At 31.7% G+C, this 18,759-nt stretch carries 13 protein-coding genes; 11 read left to right on the top strand and 2 right to left on the bottom strand.

What is annotated here, in order from left to right; translation table 11 throughout:
* The first annotated feature begins 399 nt into the window (after positions 1–399).
* Together IEV57_RS04760 and IEV57_RS04765 are read left to right on the top strand one after the other, a co-directional pair.
* The gene (locus IEV57_RS04760; protein WP_188440169.1) at positions 400–1,572 is read left to right on the top strand and encodes a hypothetical protein; all 1,173 of its coding nucleotides are present in this window, start codon (positions 400–402) and stop codon (positions 1,570–1,572) included.
* A 1-nt stretch (position 1,573) separates the two neighbouring features.
* The gene (locus IEV57_RS04765; protein ID WP_188440171.1) at positions 1,574–2,206 is read left to right on the top strand and encodes a hypothetical protein; all 633 of its coding nucleotides are present in this window, start codon (positions 1,574–1,576) and stop codon (positions 2,204–2,206) included.
* Positions 2,207–3,256: 1,050 nt separating this feature from the next.
* Here IEV57_RS04765 and IEV57_RS04770 read toward each other — a convergent pair.
* Positions 3,257–3,877: a hypothetical protein gene (locus IEV57_RS04770; RefSeq protein WP_188440174.1), complete on the bottom strand. Its 621-nt coding sequence runs from the start codon at positions 3,875–3,877 to the stop codon at positions 3,257–3,259.
* Positions 3,878–3,959: 82 nt separating this feature from the next.
* Positions 3,960–4,322 (bottom strand): hypothetical protein, encoded by a 363-nt coding sequence (locus IEV57_RS04775; protein ID WP_188440176.1) that lies wholly within the window; start codon positions 4,320–4,322, stop codon positions 3,960–3,962.
* A gap of 1,050 nt (positions 4,323–5,372) precedes the next feature.
* Between IEV57_RS04775 and IEV57_RS04780 the strand changes: the two genes are divergently transcribed.
* From IEV57_RS04780 to tnpA, 9 genes are all read left to right on the top strand, one after another.
* Positions 5,373–6,239, top strand: coding sequence for a hypothetical protein (locus tag IEV57_RS04780; protein WP_188440177.1), 867 nt, complete (start codon positions 5,373–5,375; stop codon positions 6,237–6,239).
* Positions 6,240–6,263: 24 nt separating this feature from the next.
* Positions 6,264–9,632 carry a TM0106 family RecB-like putative nuclease gene (locus IEV57_RS04785; RefSeq protein ID WP_188440180.1) on the top strand — a complete coding sequence of 1,123 codons (3,369 nt, stop codon included), beginning with the start codon at positions 6,264–6,266 and terminating at the stop codon, positions 9,630–9,632.
* Positions 9,633–9,731: 99 nt separating this feature from the next.
* Complete coding sequence (locus IEV57_RS04790; RefSeq protein ID WP_188440182.1) at positions 9,732–10,124, top strand: hypothetical protein; 393 nt, start codon at positions 9,732–9,734, stop codon at positions 10,122–10,124.
* Between the two features lie 734 nt (positions 10,125–10,858).
* Complete coding sequence (locus IEV57_RS04795; protein ID WP_188440184.1) at positions 10,859–11,938, top strand: hypothetical protein; 1,080 nt, start codon at positions 10,859–10,861, stop codon at positions 11,936–11,938.
* Positions 11,939–12,130: 192 nt separating this feature from the next.
* Positions 12,131–14,065 carry a sigma factor-like helix-turn-helix DNA-binding protein gene (locus IEV57_RS04800; protein ID WP_188440185.1) on the top strand — a complete coding sequence of 645 codons (1,935 nt, stop codon included), beginning with the start codon at positions 12,131–12,133 and terminating at the stop codon, positions 14,063–14,065.
* Positions 14,062–14,244 carry a DNA modification system-associated small protein gene (locus tag IEV57_RS04805; RefSeq protein ID WP_188440187.1) on the top strand — a complete coding sequence of 61 codons (183 nt, stop codon included), beginning with the start codon at positions 14,062–14,064 and terminating at the stop codon, positions 14,242–14,244. The genes IEV57_RS04800 and IEV57_RS04805 overlap by 4 nt, the downstream gene beginning before the upstream one ends.
* Positions 14,241–16,352, top strand: a complete 2,112-nt coding sequence (gene dndD, locus IEV57_RS04810; protein WP_188440188.1) for a DNA sulfur modification protein DndD — start codon at positions 14,241–14,243, stop codon at positions 16,350–16,352. The genes IEV57_RS04805 and dndD overlap by 4 nt, the downstream gene beginning before the upstream one ends.
* On the top strand, positions 16,342–17,925 hold the full coding sequence (locus IEV57_RS04815) for a DndE family protein (RefSeq protein WP_188440190.1): 1,584 nt from the start codon (positions 16,342–16,344) through the stop codon (positions 17,923–17,925). Before dndD ends, IEV57_RS04815 begins: the two co-directional genes overlap by 11 nt.
* A 205-nt stretch (positions 17,926–18,130) precedes the next feature.
* Positions 18,131–18,271 (top strand): IS66 family insertion sequence element accessory protein TnpA, encoded by a 141-nt coding sequence (gene tnpA / locus IEV57_RS19565; RefSeq protein ID WP_444542117.1) that lies wholly within the window; start codon positions 18,131–18,133, stop codon positions 18,269–18,271.
* Positions 18,272–18,759 lie beyond the last annotated feature (488 nt).

Below are 18,759 nucleotides of genomic sequence, written 5' to 3' on the forward strand. Positions count from 1 at the left end.
AGGGGATTGGGTAGGTTTGTTGGGAAATAAATTTATAGCTTGGCTTTGTTTCATTCAATACTCAAAACAAATTAAGTTATTTCTGCACTGAGAAGGAACATACGAACAAGATTAAGAATGTATATCAAAATCTTACAAGTAAAAATTGAATGTTAAATTTTAGTTAAGGACTTGTTCCCTTTAAATAACAGAGTTATCATTGGTTAATTATTAAACTTTTAATACATAAAATGAAAATTTTTTCTACCGTCCCCCAAGTATATGCTAAGCTTCGGCTAAGCTTTTTCAAAAAGATGTCCTTTTTGATATTATTTGTAGTTATTTTATTTGGTAATTCCTGTATTCCAGAAGAGGAGCACGCAACTATTCCTCACTCTCAGGACACTAAAGCAATTTAGGATGCCAAAAATTGGTTTTACTCATGAGGTTCTTGATATTTCTAGTCAAGAAAAATATTTTGCAAAAGGCAAAACCCAACTTAGAGAAATCATGTGGGAGAAGGCAGTCTATTATGAAGATAAAAATATAGTAGAAGTCCCAATTCTATATAATTTCCACCCAGTACCAAGCGGAATAGAAAAGACTAAAGAAAAAATTCAGCAAAAGCAGGAATCCTCTTTTTACCGACTAATATTAGTGCCAAACGGGGAAAATGGCTTTCATAAATTAATTCTAAAATTTTTCCCTGAAAATTCTTCTCCTTTTCATAGAGAATTAACGGAAAACAACTTTTTTAACTTAAGCAAAGAATTTTCAGGAGACGTACGTCAATTCAGTTGGGATGAAAAATTTAAAAAAGGCTGGAAAATTAAAAAAGGACAGATTATAGGATTTACTAAACCTTATTATGAAGTGGGTTCCAAATCTAATATTCAAACAGAAACCTTAAATCAAGACGGTTGCTACACATATATAGAAAACGAGTGTTTGGTGATTGATAATATTTTTGATTGTTATGACATTCCTGTTGTTCAATGCCCTGAAAAAGAAGAACCCAATGAAGACTTTGACGGTGGAATAAATTCTGGTCCTATATGGTCTCCAAATAACTGGCATGGGTTCTGGCCTGGTTTTGGTTACGGAAATTCCAATACATATTACAATAGTAATACCTATTGGAATAGTGTATACGCAACTCTCACGGACTATACTTATCAAGCAAATCCAGGTATAAAAGATCACAACTCTTTGAACAAGTCTCAGAGATTATTACATATTTTAAATCACATAGAGATTGCAAAGCAGCAAAACAGAAATGTAAGAATAAGAGATATCTTTACTAATCTCCCTTCATATGCATCAGGTGGCCCTTATTCTGCTCCAGGAGGGTCATATGAATCTGGCGATGCATTTTTAAAAATAAATGGTCAAAGTTCTGTAATAGGGTTTACTTATGGATTTGAACAAGGTTATGACTATATCAATATGCAGGTTTCTCCTGACTTTCATGATGCTTCATATAAAGATCAAGTGAATTATTACTTTGAAGAAGTTAACTACCCTGGCAGATCTGCTCTAGAAATTCGTTTACCTATACCTTTAAGAAACTGGTTTGAATCAAAATTCTTTTAAAATGAATAAATATTTTATCTTTCTAGTATTAGTAATCTTTTCCTGCTCAAAAAGGGATAAACTAACTCTTGAAAACTTTCCTTTGGACGAAGTAATTGCCATTGATACCTTTACAAATACACCTGATTTTTCAGAAAGATTTCAATCTTTTGACAATGAAAGTCCTATTTGGCAATTCAATAAAAATATTGTTCCCGAAGAATTGATTGAAAAAATCAATGAAGACAAACTTTTAATTAATGGTCAAAAATTGAATGATATTTCAGAAATCAAGACTTTTTTGGAAGCAAATGATTATGACGAAATTAGACAAGAAGTTTGGTTAAGAGATAGTAGCATTACAATAATTATTCAAAACTCTAAAATAAATTCGCTTAGTTTTACCAAAAGCTCTAATCTAAAATATGAAGACCTTGATTTATTTTCACTTACTCCATTGAGTTATAAAAAGAAATTTCCAGGTTCCTATAAAATGAGAAATTTTACAACACTTTCTAATGATGTTATTCGATATAGTGAAATAGATTCTGTCAAATCTTTAGACTTCACTTACCTACATACTAACTCAGGGAAATTAACGATTACATGGGTAAATGGAAAAGTTGAAAGAACATTCTATAAATATTTTCATTGATAGAATCTTTAAAACTTAAGTACCATTTCTTAAATGGTACTTAAGTTTTCCGAAGGTAGTAGCTATTATTTTTAGGTCTTTGACATGCCGTGGTATTATAATAAAATTCCTTGAAAATTTCAATAAGGAAAAAGCCCTCTTTTTTAGCCAAAAATCGGCGAATGGTCGGGAGGGATACGGGACACGGTCGGAACACGGACGGGAGGAAGACGGGAGAAAATGGGGTGTTTTTGGAAATAAATATGATTATTTTATAATAATTTGCATTATTTTAATATGAAGAGATCACTAAGTATAGAATGCATATTTTACCAAGTAGGCGATAAAAGAAAGTAAAAAGTTTGATGACTCTCATTTGTTACCAGTATTTAAATCAGGAAATTTTCCATATTAGAATGAAAATATCAAATATGATACGGGAAGTCTAATTTTTAAAGGGTAAAGTAAATGTTGTTATTTTAATGCTTTTGCTCCACCTATCAACGATAGTTGCAAGTGGAGTATCATATTTTTGGTTATAAAAAAGGTAATGAAAAAGTTAACCAATTAATAACTTGGCTCAATAAGATTCTATCAAGTCACCTCTCCAGTATTAGCTTCATGGATTTAATTGGGTAAATGTTGGTTAAAAAGTAAAATGGATATACTTATAATTTAAAAATATTTCCCATAACTAATTTTTGCGCATTGAAAATGCAACTTTGTCCATTTTGGGAGGATTACCTAAAGCATAATTAAAGGAAACACTATTTAAATAGGCAAAAACCTTAGCAATTTCTTCCTTGCTCATTCCCAAATAATGAATGATCTCTTCCTTCTTTTCAAAAAAGCTACAACAATTGATTAATGAAATTTAGACTTGAAATTCATGGGGAATTTCAATCACCCCCTCAGGTGCTGCCTAATTCTTAACGAATTTAAAGAAGAATATAGCATATTGTCACCTATTGTAAATCTACGGTTTGTTATACCCAGTTATTTTTTTCTTTTCTCAGGTACTTTATGATTATCCGCAATCATATAAGTAAGGATAATCTTAAAATTTAACTATCAAAAAGGACCAAAATCAACACGTGGATATCTTTCCTTCAAATTTACCCAGTCAATAGTGACAAAGTCAATAGATAAATATAAAAACGAACTTGTCTCCACTTTGAATTTAATTTCTCTCTTATCCACAGAATAATCTATTATAGTAATTTCATCACCATTTTTTAGCATCCTAGGATACGCATCAAAATATCCATCGGGATGGTTTAATTTAACGATCTGATTTTTCAATGCCTTCTCCAATGTAAAAGGAGTAGTTTCTATTTTTCTTGATGACATTGTATAATCATATTTATTATCAAAATATAAAGTATCATCCCCAACTAAAACCATGGCCCAATTGTCTCCCATCTCTTTCAGAAATATTAAAGAATCATTCATTTCTAATGTCTTAAAAGCCTGCCCAAATGGCTTATCCAATAAAATAAGCTCCTCAACATTTACGAAGTGCTTTTTATTTGTTGTGTCTGTTAAGACGACTATAAAAACAACAAATAAAATAAAGCCCAAGACGAAAATTAATATTCTTTTTGGCCTCAGGAATATCCAAAATAAGCTCCTCCATAGTGCTAAAGCAACACCTATTTCTCCGATTCTCCGAAATTGACCTCCTACACTCATAGCCCCTAATTTTTAATACAAGTGATTCTATTTTAATAAAAACTTACAGCTAAAAAAATTAAATCCTCCTAACTGATGTAAGTCAATTATCCTTTCTTTTTAAGATGTAATGATAAACATTTTGATTACCAAGCGTAATAGCATACGCATTGACAAATTCATATCCATTTTCACTAAGAAAATTTAAACTATCAATCATACTATTAAAAACTAGAAGTTTGCCACTTTCATCTTTTACCTGAGTATCCTTATTTGACCAATATTTATTTTCTTGTCCGAAATCAATTTGAATTGTTACTTTATTGCTGAGTAGTTTAGAAGTGCCAACAATCTGAATATATTCAACATCTATTTCATTTATTGGAATGTCGTTTACTGTTTGTGCATTCAGATTTGATAAGAGCAACCCAAATAAAATGATCGAAGAAAAGAGTATCTTTTTCATATAAGTAGTATTTTTTGTTTCCCCAAATTAAGTTCTAATATCAATCTAAATCAAAAAAATGTCAGTAGTTGTCAGGGAATTTGATGATTTAAAAAAGATACACTCTGTTTTATTAAAAACCATTCTTCAGATATAAGAGTATACAGGATATCTCAATATTAAAAAATCACATCGAGCGATTCCATTTATCAATCTTGATATACAAATTGTACCAGCCATACAGGCCTAGCGCTAATATGATGAGCTTTATTGTAAGGTAGTTTAAGTTTTTAAAAATCGGTGCAATTCCATAACACCAAGCAACATAGGCTACCGCCAAAATCACATAAGGCAAAATAAAACGAAGCGTGTTTTTATTTTTTTCCAATTTCAAACTCGATTGATAAAATATTGTAAACTACAATTAAAATAAGCAAACGGAATATTGGCCAATTCATTGTGTTGTGATCTGAAAAATAAAGATGCTAATTCCTTACCTCCTCCTTCTAGTCTGATTTTTCAAAAGTGACAAACCAACCAGAATATATATAATCGCTCCAAAAATGATTAATAAACCCATAATTTTAAAATTTTGATTCCCTTCAATTTCAGCAATTTTCAAATAAAATGCAAATGATGAATTCTGATGAATAGCAATAACATGAACACCTATTTTAACCATACTATTCAAGAGGTCGATTGTCAACTATCAATGGCAGGTAGATCAAAGTGGTGCTGTGTAGCGTCAGACTCCTAGCATAAAGTCACTTTAAAATTATCTGATCTTCAATTTTTGTAGGTGCTTCAAATTCATAATTTCTTTCAAAAGTACCTAAAATAAAAAAACTAAAATTCTTTAAATACACGTTAAAAAGACTCACTTGAAGCTTATAAGAGTAATTTAGATCTGTTTTTTCATTTTAACACATGTATAGCCTACAGCTATAAATATAGGCTATTGAATTGATTAAAGAATAAGGCATTTAAACCTCTCAATAGCACATTTGCAACCTTGCAAATCCCAGAATGATATCGATTTATTTTCCATTTTTGCAAAATAACTCAATGAAAATGGAAAATCTTACAACAACCAAGGCACCTCAATATGGCTTACAGAAGGATTGGGAAGGCTTAGGACGATTTTACATCATCAACGATAATAGCTTGTTGATGATCACTGCCACAGACGGCTGCTTTCCGCACTATCCTATAGAAGTTGCACTTGTAATAAGAGAGGATATCAATGACATTCTTCTACAAGACGTATTCTTAGAAGAGGGAGAGAGAAATAAAGCATTAAAGCCAATAGAGGTTAGTCGACATCCTAAATTTGCCAAAATTAGGCAAGAACAGCAGATGATGAGTTTTTGTATTGCAATTGAAAAAATCATAATAGAAAAAGCCCAAAAGAACATTATAGATTTTAATTTGGAGGTAGCCCCTGATATCCATTGGGACTTGCTCTACCGAATGAGTTCCGATCCACATGCAAAAATGGATCAAATTCAAGCCTGCAAAGAATCTATTACTTGGTTAGGAGATGATTGGAAAGATTTGATAGCCAATTATGCTCAAAGTGTGGAGGAAATGAAAAAAATTAATGTCCCTTTTGTGAGGGAAAAATTGATCTTAAGACTTCAAAGATTAATCGATGAAATGACTCCATTAGAAAGGATTACAGTAAGCTTCCTCTATCAGTTTTTTCAACAATATAGCATCACAATTCCTGTATTATGGGTAAAGGGCTTGATCAGTGGAGATGAATTAGAAAATGCCTACTATGCTCTTGCTTCTGACTTTTCTTTTGAGGAAATCATAAAGATGAAAAATGAAGAAAATGACTTTGTACAAAAAAGATTATACTATCTAAAACATTACCTCGAAGAAAAAAAACTTTGTGGAGAGTCTGACTTGTCTTCAGATTTCAGAATGTTGTAAATCTAAAAATTTAAATTCCTTCTCATGAAAAAGGCTGAAAATACAATCATCTACTCCCCTTCTGATCTTTCTAACTACATCAACTGTAAACACCTGACAAGTTTAGAAAAAGAAGCGATTCAAGGCAAGCGACAAAAACCCCAATATACAAATAAGGTGATGCTGGCGCTGCGTGAAAAAGGAAATGCTTTTGAAGCTGGAATACTCGCTAAATTTCACGAAGAGAGAAAGTCTATCTACAACCTTCAACCTGGAGATCCTTTGGCTTTTGAAAAAACGATAGAAGCCATGAAAAAGGGTTTTGACGTTATTTACCAAGCGAGATTGGGCAAAGAAAACGAGTGGCAGGGATGGGCTGATTTTTTAATTAAAGTTGCTAATCCATCTGAATTGGGAAATTTTTCTTATGAAGTAATGGATACAAAATTAGCGACCGAAACCAAAGCTGCCACAATCATTCAAATCAGCTTATACACAGAGGCTGTAGGTGAAATACAGGGAGTAGTGCCTGAATTTATGTGGGTCAAAACACCTGAGGAAGATATCTGCTATCGAACAGATGATTATATGGCCTATGTGAGGTTAGCAAAAAAGCGATTCAATGAAGCTATTCTTACAGAAGTAAATAGCACCTATCCAGACCCTGTGTCACATTGCGACATTTGTACCTGGTGGGAAGTGTGTAATAAGCAAAGAAGAGAGGATGATCACTTGAGTTTTGTGGCAGGAATGGGCAATTCACAAATTAAAGAGGTCAAGCAAAGGGAAATTAATACACTAGAAGATTTTGCTCAACTCCCAAGCCCCATCCCTTTCAAACCCAATAAAGGCGCAATTCATACCTATCAAAAACTTCGAGACCAAGCCAATATCCAATGGAGAAGTAGGAATGAAAATTATCGTCCTATTTATGAATTATTAGATCTTGAAGAAAATAAAGGTTTTTACAAACTCCCTGAACCTTCTGCACATGATATTTACCTCGATTTGGAAGGTGATCCAATGATCGAGCCTGGAGGATTGGAGTATATGATTGGATGGTATTATCAAGGAGAGTACCATGATCTTTGGGCAAAAGACGAAGTAGAAGAAAAACAGATCTTTGAACAGTTTATGACAATGACAATGGCTGTAAAAGCAGCTCATCCAGATATGCATATTTATCATTATGCCCCTTATGAAGTCACAGCCTTCAAAAGACTGATGGGAAAATACAGCACCTTCGAAGACGAAATGGATCAATTACTTCGCTCCAATACATTTGTAGACCTGTATGGCGTAGTAAGACAGGGGGTCAGAGCAAGTGTAGAAAGATATTCTATCAAAGACCTTGAAAAGTTTTTTGGTTACGAGCGTGAGATTGATTTGAGGGAAGTCAGTAGGCATAAAAGTATGTATGAATTCTTGCTTGGAACAAAAAAAACGGAAGAAGCAACCCCAGAAATGCTAGAGGCTATCCGACTTTACAATCAAGATGACTGTGTGAGTACGCATAGACTGCATGCATGGCTTGAAAAACTCAGGAAAGAGTGGATAGATCAAGGAGCAATCATCCCCAGGCTAGATTTAAAAGGTATGGAAGCTGGAGAAAAAACGAATGCACACCAAGAAAGAATCAAACCTCTTTTTGATGCTTTGATGGCTGACGTACCCATAATTCAAGAAGATCGCAGCACTTTACAACAAGGTAAATTCTTATTGGCCAATATGCTCGATTGGTACAGAAGGGAAAAAAAGTCATTCTGGTGGGAGTTTTTCAAACTTATGGAACTCTCGGAAGAAGATTTGCTAGAAGAAAAAAATGCACTTAGCAGATTGACTTACACAGGACATCGTGAGCCCGTCAAAAGATCAGTCATTGATAGCTACAAATTTGAAGATCAAGAAACAGATATACGAGTTGGGAAGAGAGTGAAAAATATTGATGGTAAAAATCTTGGTGAGGTCGTTCACCTTGATCGTAAAACTCAAACGATACGCATCAAAAAAGGCCCTACAACTATGAATATTCATCCTACTTCAATTTTGTTGCTTGAAGATTTCAATGCTCAGGTCAAAGAAGAGTCGATTATTAATCTTGCTTCTTGGGTCATAGAAAACGGTCTTGACTCCGTTGAAGCTCCTTTTAAAGCTGCAAGAGAATTGCTATTAAGAAGTAAGCCTGATGCGCAACCACAAGTACAAAGTGAAGACTTATTGCAAAAAGCCACCCAATGGGCAAGTAATCTTAATCACAGCTATCTTCCTATACAGGGACCTCCTGGTTCAGGAAAAAGCTACACCGCTAGTAGAATGATCATAGAACTGATCAAACAAGGTAAGAAAATAGGGGTCACTGCTTTGAGCCATAAGGTCATCACCAACCTACTGGAAAAAATATGGGAATATGCGGAAGCTTGTCAGTTTCCTGTAAGTATCAGTCAAAAAATAGATGTAGAAGACAATCAGTTGCCATGGTTTACCAGCAACGTCAATGAAGTAATTGAATCGAAGATTAGCTCAAGCCAAATTATCGCAGGAACTTCATTTTTATGGCCAAAAACCATTTATACTGATGCTCTAGACTACCTCTTTGTAGACGAAGCAGGACAATTATCTCTGATTGATACGCTAGCAGTAGCTCAATCTACCAAAAATCTAATCTTACTTGGTGATCCGCAACAACTCCAGCAACCACAGCAGGGTGTTCACCCTGAAGGAACTGAAGTTTCAGCTCTTGCTCATATTCTTCAGAAGCGACAAACCATTCGACCAGAACAAGGAGTTTTCTTAGATAAAACTTGGCGCATGCACCCTGAAATCTGCTCATTTGATGCAGAACAGTTTTATGAAGGCAAGCTTCATGCTGTCAAACACCTGGAAAATCAAACTATCAGTGGAAATACTCCAATGTTGGGCTCAGGTCTTCGATACTTAGCCATAGCACATGAAGGAAACACCAATAGTTCTGAAGAAGAAATCGAAGTGATCAAAAATATGATTGAAATGCTTTGCAAAGGAGATGTTACCTACACCAATGCCGAAGGTAAGAGTAAAATCATAGCCCATTCAGACATTAAAATTATCTCTCCTTACAATGCTCAGGTTAGTAAACTCAAAGAGGCAATACCACATATTGAAATTGGAACTGTAGATAAATTTCAGGGCCAAGAAGCTCCTATTGTGATCTATTCTGTTGCGACATCCTCACCTCAGGATGCTTCAAGAGGAATGGATTTCCTATATAGCCCACATCGCTTCAATGTGGCAGTATCTCGAGCACAAGCTTTATTTGTTCTTGTTGCTTCTCCTTCTATCCTAGAGCCAGACTGCAAGAGCCCGATGCAAATCAAACTTGCGAACCCCTATTGCCGCTTCGTGGAGGTAGCTCAGGCTTTATATCTTCAGCAATAGTTGAGCTTTAGTTTGACATTAACTTTTGCAACCTTGCAGATTTTAAAAGGATCATCCAAACTACTTAAATTTGACACTGTCCTTAATCATTATTAATAAATGGAGATCATAGTTCAACCAAAAATAGAAATCGAAGAAGCGCTTCTTGTTGCTGCACAAGATAGAACTCAAGAAGAAAATCAAGTCATCATCCATTTTCAAGTTAGCATTCAGAATCCTCCGCTTGGAATACGCATTTGGAAATCCACTTACCTAATCCCTCATTCTGGGAGTGAAAAAGCAGCCTTATTACATGTAGATGGAATCAGCAAAGCACCTAGGTGGACTAGAATAATGGGCAATCATCACACCTTTACCTTGATTTTTGAAGGACTTCCCAAAGACTGTGGTTCATTTGACTTGGTGGAGGACGTCCCCTCCCCTTACCGATTGACCTATATGGGAATCACAAGAAATCAATCAGATGTATATAATCTAATCATGCAAGCGTAACGCATAGCTCATGCAAAGAGTATTGGCTTTAAGCTTGAATCAACGTCCACATTAAAGAAAAACTCCTTAATAAATGAAAAACTTACTTTACGAATACTTTAACAAAAGGGTAGAGATTCTAAAAATTTGAAATTGAAATTTCTTTTGAGTCCTTCTGGGAATACTTATTAGAATTATTTTTCATAGGTCAAAATGCTACGCTATCTCAATTGCTTTGTGATCTATAACAGAATTTAACAAAAGTCTCAGAAGCTATTCTCAGCACTTTGAATAAAGATCAAGCTGTCAAAAGAAGGATTGTATTAGAACTTTATTATCTGCTCGCAAAAGAAGCGCTCAATCGCATCAAATAAGGTTAGAGAATAGCAAAAATAACCTTTTAGTCATTTTGAAGCGCAAGAATAAATCATTTACTCAACTATTTTTTAACTCAGTAGATTGCATGTATTAATCTACAAGAATAGAGCATTGTAAATCCAAAAACTTTTTGATTGTAAAAGACTAACACATCTTTTACTAAAATTTACTGATTATTTCATTTAGGCCTTAAGTAGGACAACTACTGTCACAGAATTGCCTAGGTTACCAAAATACCAATTTTAGAAATAAAATTTGTACTATCTTTGGAATATTAATTTTATAGATGGCAAAAGGTCATCTAGGCAGGTGTATAACCAAGGTCCGATCAGGGTTTTTTATTCAAGATTTATCATTCTAGCATCTTACCTTCACGTATGACTGTTCATCTTATCGCTGATCAAAAAACTGCAATGCTCGCAACGAGTATCATTCAATTTTTAACGCCCTATTTCAATCATATTGTAACTTTTCTTCAAGACGATCAGCTCGTTCCTACGAGACCCTATTGGACTTGGGATCAGCTTTTCGATGTTGGCAAAAGAAGAAAAATCATGAACAATCAAGAAAATCATTACTATGTCTTCTTATTTGAAGGAGAAAATGAGCATAATTGGTTTGCTTCACTAGACTATACTGATAGACAAGTAGCCTTTGTTCAATGCTCCTATTGGGAAGATTTTGATATTTCAAAACCAAAATATGCAATTGCGTACCACTTGATTACCATCATCACAGCGATGAAATATTTCAAACATGAGAAAATTCCTAGCAAGATATACCACAATAGAAGTATCGGCTGCATGTTTGATTTTACAGGTGTCAAATCGGAAGTAATCTATAAGTTGAAATCGGCACATATATGTCAGGATTGCATACAAAAGATAGCGGATCAACCCTTCAATAAAACAGAAACGCTAGCCTATCTCACTTCCCTCAAACAAGCTCTCGAGGCAATCAAAGATGAAATATTTAGAATAAACTGGCATCAAATTTTCGGAGAAGTTGATTTCAAATTTATTGTGACCGAGGATATGAATATGATCATACAAGTTGACAATAAACTTGTCCCTGTCGATATCTCCAATGGCAGAGAAAAAGCACTCTTTATCATGCTACTCAAATACAAAAATGGCCTTAGCTATGCCGACTTTGAAAAAGAAAGGTACTTGAAAGAGTACTTGGGGATATATTTAAGAAACTTTGTTTCTCAATCGAGTATGAAAGACTTATACTTACAAGCAAAAAATGAAATTGAAAGAAAGACTTTCAGAAAAAACTTACACGCTCTAAAAAGTAAGATCAATAGAAAACTAAATGCTTCGATTAGCAATTATCCAGAAATTCAGAAGCAACTCCTGATAGACAATAATGGAAATACCAATATCATCCCTTTATGTGAAAAAAAGCTTGAAAGCTACCATGAAGATTTGATTATCAGACAGGAGGCCTGCTAAATGCAAGCTTGCAGATTCATCATGCATACTCGATATATGCTTACATTTCGATGTCATGTATAAAGAACATAAAAAAATCTTTGGATTTACAGAATTTATAGTTTTGAAAAATGAAAGAAAATTAATTTATTCATAGGCTTGATATGATTATTCATTAAAAATTTTAAACAAGAAATATTAATCTATAAATGTATGACAATTGTAGAAATTTATAAATCAGAAAACATAAGTATTCGTTCTGTTAACATTTGTCTTGATAATGGACTAAAAGACTTGTCTGCGATTTTAGATTACTTCCTAGTTAATAAAACTTTTCAAAACCTAAGAAATTGCGGGACAAAATCTAATAAAGAATTGATTTCATTATGTAAAAAATATATATACAAAAATCAAATCGATAAACCTTTGCATCAAGTAAAAAAACTTGATGTTCAAATTTTAAACTTTTCGAGAAATCAAAGAGAAATAGTTAACACTTATATAGAATTAAAGATAAATAATTTAACAAATAGAAGTAGAAATGCCATATCCCAATATTTAAATAAAAATTTTAAAATAAAAAATATTGGTCAAATAATTTTTAATAACAATGATTTCAATTATGCTAATATTAAAAATATTGGTAATAATTCAGCCTCAGAGTTAAAAATCATGTTTGACGAAATAAGAGATTATATTGAAAAAGTAGCAAAAATTGATGATGAAAATGAAATCTTAATTTTAAGAAATAGATTTTACATTGAAAGATTATTTTCAATTACTTCAATTCCTGATGAAATACTAAACTCCAAATCAATATTTACATTGATTCATTTTTTGATAAGAAAAGATGCTATTTTCGAAAAAAACGAAAAATTTATTTTTGAAAAAACAGTTAAGATATATAAAAACCAATTGACAAATACACGACATGAAATATCAAAAGAATTAAATATTTCAGTAGAAAGGGTAAGACAAATACAAAAAAATATTTTAAAAAAATTATTTGATAAATTACTTTTATTAAAAAATATTGATTCCGACTTATATGAAAAATACAGTTTAGATATAAATCAACATCTAATAATAATAGATGACGATTTTAGTAATTTGATTAATCAGAAGAATGCAACCAATTTCTCTGCGGAATTTAATGCATTAATAGTTTATTCTTGCGTATCAGATCAATTTGATCTTGTTGGTCACATCAATGATGTTCTTCAGTCTAAATTTAATAAATCAAGCAAACTTCATAACTGGAGTAATATTTATTTAATCAGTAAAAATATAAATGATCAGTTTGACTTTAATAATTATACAAATGACATATATTATAGAATAAATGATAAAATTAAGGAATCGTATCAATTAAATTTTAAAGGTTATTTGAATAATTTTATCAGAAATAAAAATAATGATTTTTTATCCTTTATAATACCTGTAGCTGAAAGAATAATAAATCATGAATTTGATCTTTTTATTGATATAAATGATAATATAGTATTTAAGAGAAATACTTTCAAACAAGTTTTTGAATATGCAATCGAAGCTCTTGAAAAACTTGGTGCGCCTTCAAATATTGAAGATATATATAGACTTATTGAAGTAGATTATCCAGAAATCACAAAAAATCAAGAGGCATTGAGGGGTAGTTTAGGACGTTCACCTGAAATAATATACTTTGGGAGAAGCAGTACTTTCGGTTTGAAAAAGTGGGAAATAGAAAAGGAAGGAATTAAAGGTGGAACAATAAAAGACATTATTTTTGAATATTTACAGGACAAAACTTACCCTATCCATATTCTTGAACTACTCTCTGAAGTTCACAAATACAGAAAAAAAACAAATGCTAAAAATATCATCACAAACCTCAAACTTGACCCTCAAAAACAATTCATGATTTTCAACCAAAGTTTTATTGGATTATCAGATAAAATATACAAATCAAATCTAACTTCTTTACCAAAGTTTTTAGGCAAAACTATTACGAATTATATAAATCAACAAGGATACACTAATCGGATAATTATAGAAGAATATTTTTCTGTACAACTTAAAATAAGTAAGATAAATATGAGATATATTGTTGATTATTTAATTGAACAACAATTTGTCTCACTTGATAACCAAAACAACTTAAGTATATGAAAATGAAGGAAATTAAGGAACAACAAGAGCAAAGACTAAATGAAATATCAAAAAAAATGGGTATTGATTATGATTCTTTAAAGTCTCTACTTGAATCTGTTAGAACAAAGAAGTTGCTGAAAAGAAATAATTATCATCAGCAAAAAATTAATGACGTTATTGAAAAAGCAACAAAATGAAATTTTCAAACATAGAAATAAATAATTTTAGGCAGTATTACAACTCTGTAAATGTGGACCTTGAAACCAATGATGAAAAGAACATTATAATTATTGGAGGTCGAAACGGTTATGGTAAAACAAACTTTCTGCTTTCAATCGTGTGGTGTCTATTTGGCGATAAGATTTCACAGATAGATGAGAATTTCAAAAAAGAGATTCAAAAGGAAAAAAACTATTCTTCCTTTATGCAACAATCTATTAATTGGACAGCCAAAAAAGAAAATAAAACCAAATTCTCAGTAAGCATTAAAATATCAGATATTGAATTACCAGAATTAAGAACACTAAATTCAAATACAGATTCAATACTTATAAAAAGAACTTTTGATGTTGCTTCAATGAATGAAGATCTTTCAATCATTGATGTTGCTTCAAACGTTGAAATATTTGATGATGAAAGTGACAAAATCAATTTTATTAACGATTACATCATTCCAATTGACGCAGCAAAATTTGTGTTTTTTGATGCTGAAAAAATTGCTGAAATCGCCAATTTATCAATTAAGGATGAAGGTAGTTTTATAAATGATGCACTTGGAAAGATTCTCGGTTTAGATACATACGAGACTTTAATTGAGGATATTGAGTTTTATATTAGCAATTTAAAAAAAGAAGGTGCTTCACAGAATCTTCAAGAACAAATAATCAACAATGAAAAGGCTATTGAACTATCTGAAAATGAAATTATCGGTGAAAACGGACTTGAAGAAAAAAATGGAGTTTTACTTAAAGAAATAGATGATTTAAAAAAGGAAATCAGAAAATATGACAACCTAATATCACAGCATAGCAAACAAGGTAATTCAACTTTTGATAGAAATGCTATCATAATAGAGATTGACAAGTTAAAGGCCAAAGAAGTAGAACTCAATGAACGATTTAATGAATTAAGTGAAATTATCCCTCTAGCTATTCTCACAGGAAAACTGGAAGAAGTAAAAGAGCATTTGGAAATTCAAGAAAAAAACGAACTTTCACAAAACTCATCAAAGGAAAACTCGGATAAAATTGAAAACTTTATTGAACTACTTTTCAATAAACCTCCTGAGCCAGAAAATTCAACAATGTCTTTAAAGGACAAAATGTTTTATTACGAAAAAGCACAAACTTTAGGTTCGCAACTATTTAAAGAAAATGGTGAATATTCAGAGCTTGAATTTGAACACGATCTAAATAATTCCGAAAAGAAGCTAATAGCAGATGCTATCAACTTAGTTAATACACAATCCAAAGATTTATTTGAAACTACAATTGAAGAATTTAACAAGATAAAAGTAAAACTATTAGATTTAAATAAAACCCTAAGTAAAGTTGATGCAGATCTTGAAGACGATTTAATTCTTGAGTATTCTTCTAAAAAAGAAAAAGCAGATTATAATATTACAGAAAAAAACAGGCAAATTGGTGAGAACAATCAACAAATCACAAAGCTGAGAAGTGATATATTAAGACTTAATCAACAATTAGTTACACTTGTAAAGAAAGCTGACATTAATGAACAGAATAAATTGAAAATCCAAAGGAGTAATCAATATATTGACGTTTTAAATCAGTTTCTTGATGAACAAAAGAATAAGCATAAAGATAGCTTACAAGAAACAATTCTTTCTGAACTTAAAATTCTTATGCATAAAATGAATGGTGATCAAAATCTAAACAAGTTCATTGAAGATGTAAAAGTAACCATATTGGCTTCAGGGCAAGGAATGAAAATCACACTTTTTGACCAAGATGATAATGAAATTAGAAAAGAAAGTCTTGCTTCTGGTGAAAAACAGATTTATATATCATGTCTTATTAAAGCAATTCTTAAAGAATCTTATAAAAATCTACCAATATTTATAGATACACCATTAGGAAGACTTGACGAAGAACACAGAGACAGCATTACTAAAAAATATTATCCATCACTTTCTGAACAGGTTGTTTTGTTCTCAACTAATAGTGAAATAACACCAAAAAGATTCAGAGAGATTTCCGGAAACATTTCAAAATCATATTTGCTTTCCAATGACGGAATCAATACAAATTTAAAAAACGGTTATTTCAATAGTTATGAGAATTAAAATAAGCAAAGAAAACGATGAGTTACTTTATAGAATTAAAACTCTGTATAACTTTAAAAATGATGGTGTTGTTCCAAGAATTGCCTTGTCTTTTAGTTTAATTTCTGGTAAATTATTTGACATAGAAAATGAAATAATTCCAAGTTCAGATGGTAAAGAATTTCGTGATGATAAAGCATTATTTGGGACAGTTATTGGAGATGGTTCAAATCTCGTGATTTTCAAAACTATTGTTGACCAACATTATAACAAGAATACTTTTGAGGATGAATTTGCAAAACTCTTCAAACTTCATTTAAATCACGGCTTAAGTATTTGGAATGAAAAAATTGAAAATTCTAACATTTCCAGTGGAGACCATATTGATATTCTTTTAAAATCCATAAAAAAAGGTCTTACGTTAAGATCAAATACTGTTAAATTAAATAGTGGAAATGTTGAAATAAATTCAATAAAAGAAATCACTTCTTTACTCTCGTTTGAATTAGGTAAAACTGAAAGTGGAGAAACAATTGAAATTAGAATAAATGATCTAAGAGAGTTTGATAACAGAAATATGGCTATCGCAGGTATGGCAGGTTCGGGCAAAACTCAATTGATGAAAGATATACTTTATCAAATTTCTAAGAATACAGACAATGCGTTGAAATTTATCTTTTTTGATTACAAAGGAGAAGGTAATCCAGCGCAATTGAAGCCATTTCTCGATGCAACAAAATGTGAATTTGTTGATATCGTAAATGACGGTGGTATAAAATTCAACCCTTTTCTATCAATTAACTTAGACAACAGACAACGTCCTTTTAGTATCAAGGCCTTTGTTGATACTATTGCTACTTTTGTACCAAGCGTTGGTGTTACTCAAAAAAATATTTTAACAAATATAATTACAGACCTATTTGATAATAATAATGGTTCTTATCCAACCATTATTGAATTGTTTAAAGCGGTCGAAGAATTTTACGAAGAAAATAATCGAAGACCAGATACGCTTTTTGCAGGTATTCAAGATTTGACAACAAATATTTTTGATTGTAACTTAAACAATCCAAATATTTTAGACAAGAGCTTATATTTAAATTTACCTCCTGCCCTTTCAGATACATTAAGGCAACTTGTTGTCTTCTTGTTATTAAGGTATTTTAACACTTATTTTAGTTCAACTAATGATTGTGAACCAGTCAATAATATTTTTCCACTTCGATATGTAATTGTAATTGATGAAGCTCATATCTATTTGAAAAACAAAAATGCAAGGAAAGCACTTGAAGAACTATTGAGGCTTTTAAGATCAAAAGGAGTAATTATAGTAATGTTATCACAAGGCGTTGAAGATTACAAGACTAAAGAATTTGATTTTGCTTCACAAGTCAAACTACCAATTTGTTTAAATATCCAAAATAAAGATTACAAGTCAATAAGCAATTTTGTAGGAACACCAAACAGCAAATACAAACTTGAATCTGAAATCAAAAAATTAGAATCAGGAAAAGGACTGATTAATATTGGGGACCCAAAAATTATTAAGCTAAGACAATGGTGGAAAACTAAAGAAGAAGAAAATATTATATAATTAAGCAATATAACTATGGTATCTGTTTATTTTACTAGTAATTATGCGAATAAATCGCTTATTGTTCATAGCCAGCCAACTGTAGCTGATTAAAATAAACGTATCCGTCCGATAAACCCCATATTTACTGATTACTGTTTAAATTGTAATTTTCCTTCATGAAAAAGATAACAGTGACAAATATTACAAGCTGTTCACCTAGTGGCTGAAATCAGGACTGAGAAAAGCTGTATTTGCATCTGATGCGGGTATTTCAATAGTGTCGTTTTATTATTGGTGCAGGAAGTTTGAAGGACAACAGGATGATTCTCTTTTTCCTTCAGGTTTTTCTTTGGTCAACCCTTAGATGATTTTTCAGAAACATCCTATTCTCAAAATTAGTTACCCTTTGGGAGGTAGTATTAATTTTTTTTGAACAAGTAGATATCAATTCAGTCAAAGAGTTTCTTTAACTCTTACACTTTCAAATTACCCAAAGATTAAAGAAGAATTGATGATTCATCATAATGGAATCAGCAATATCATCCCTCTTTGTAGAGATAAGATTTGCAATACCAATTCCTTAATTACTTTTTTACGAGATGCATCCTAATCTGCAAGGTTGCATAATCTCCTGAGCAACTTACTTTAAAAGTAAATTTGTATTCACAAAAACCATAAAAAGGAAATGAATACTTATAGAATCAAAATGACTCCAAAAAAAGGCGGTGGTATTTCTTACGCTTTAATGCTGGATATTCCGGACAATACTGACCCCTGTTCTGGACATATTGACCCCTCTAAAAATGGGTTTGGTTCTATAATCTGTTAGACTGACAATTTTACATTTTTTTT

Origin of the sequence: Belliella aquatica (assembly GCF_014637795.1) — a bacterium.
GTDB lineage: Bacteria > Bacteroidota > Bacteroidia > Cytophagales > Cyclobacteriaceae > Belliella > Belliella aquatica.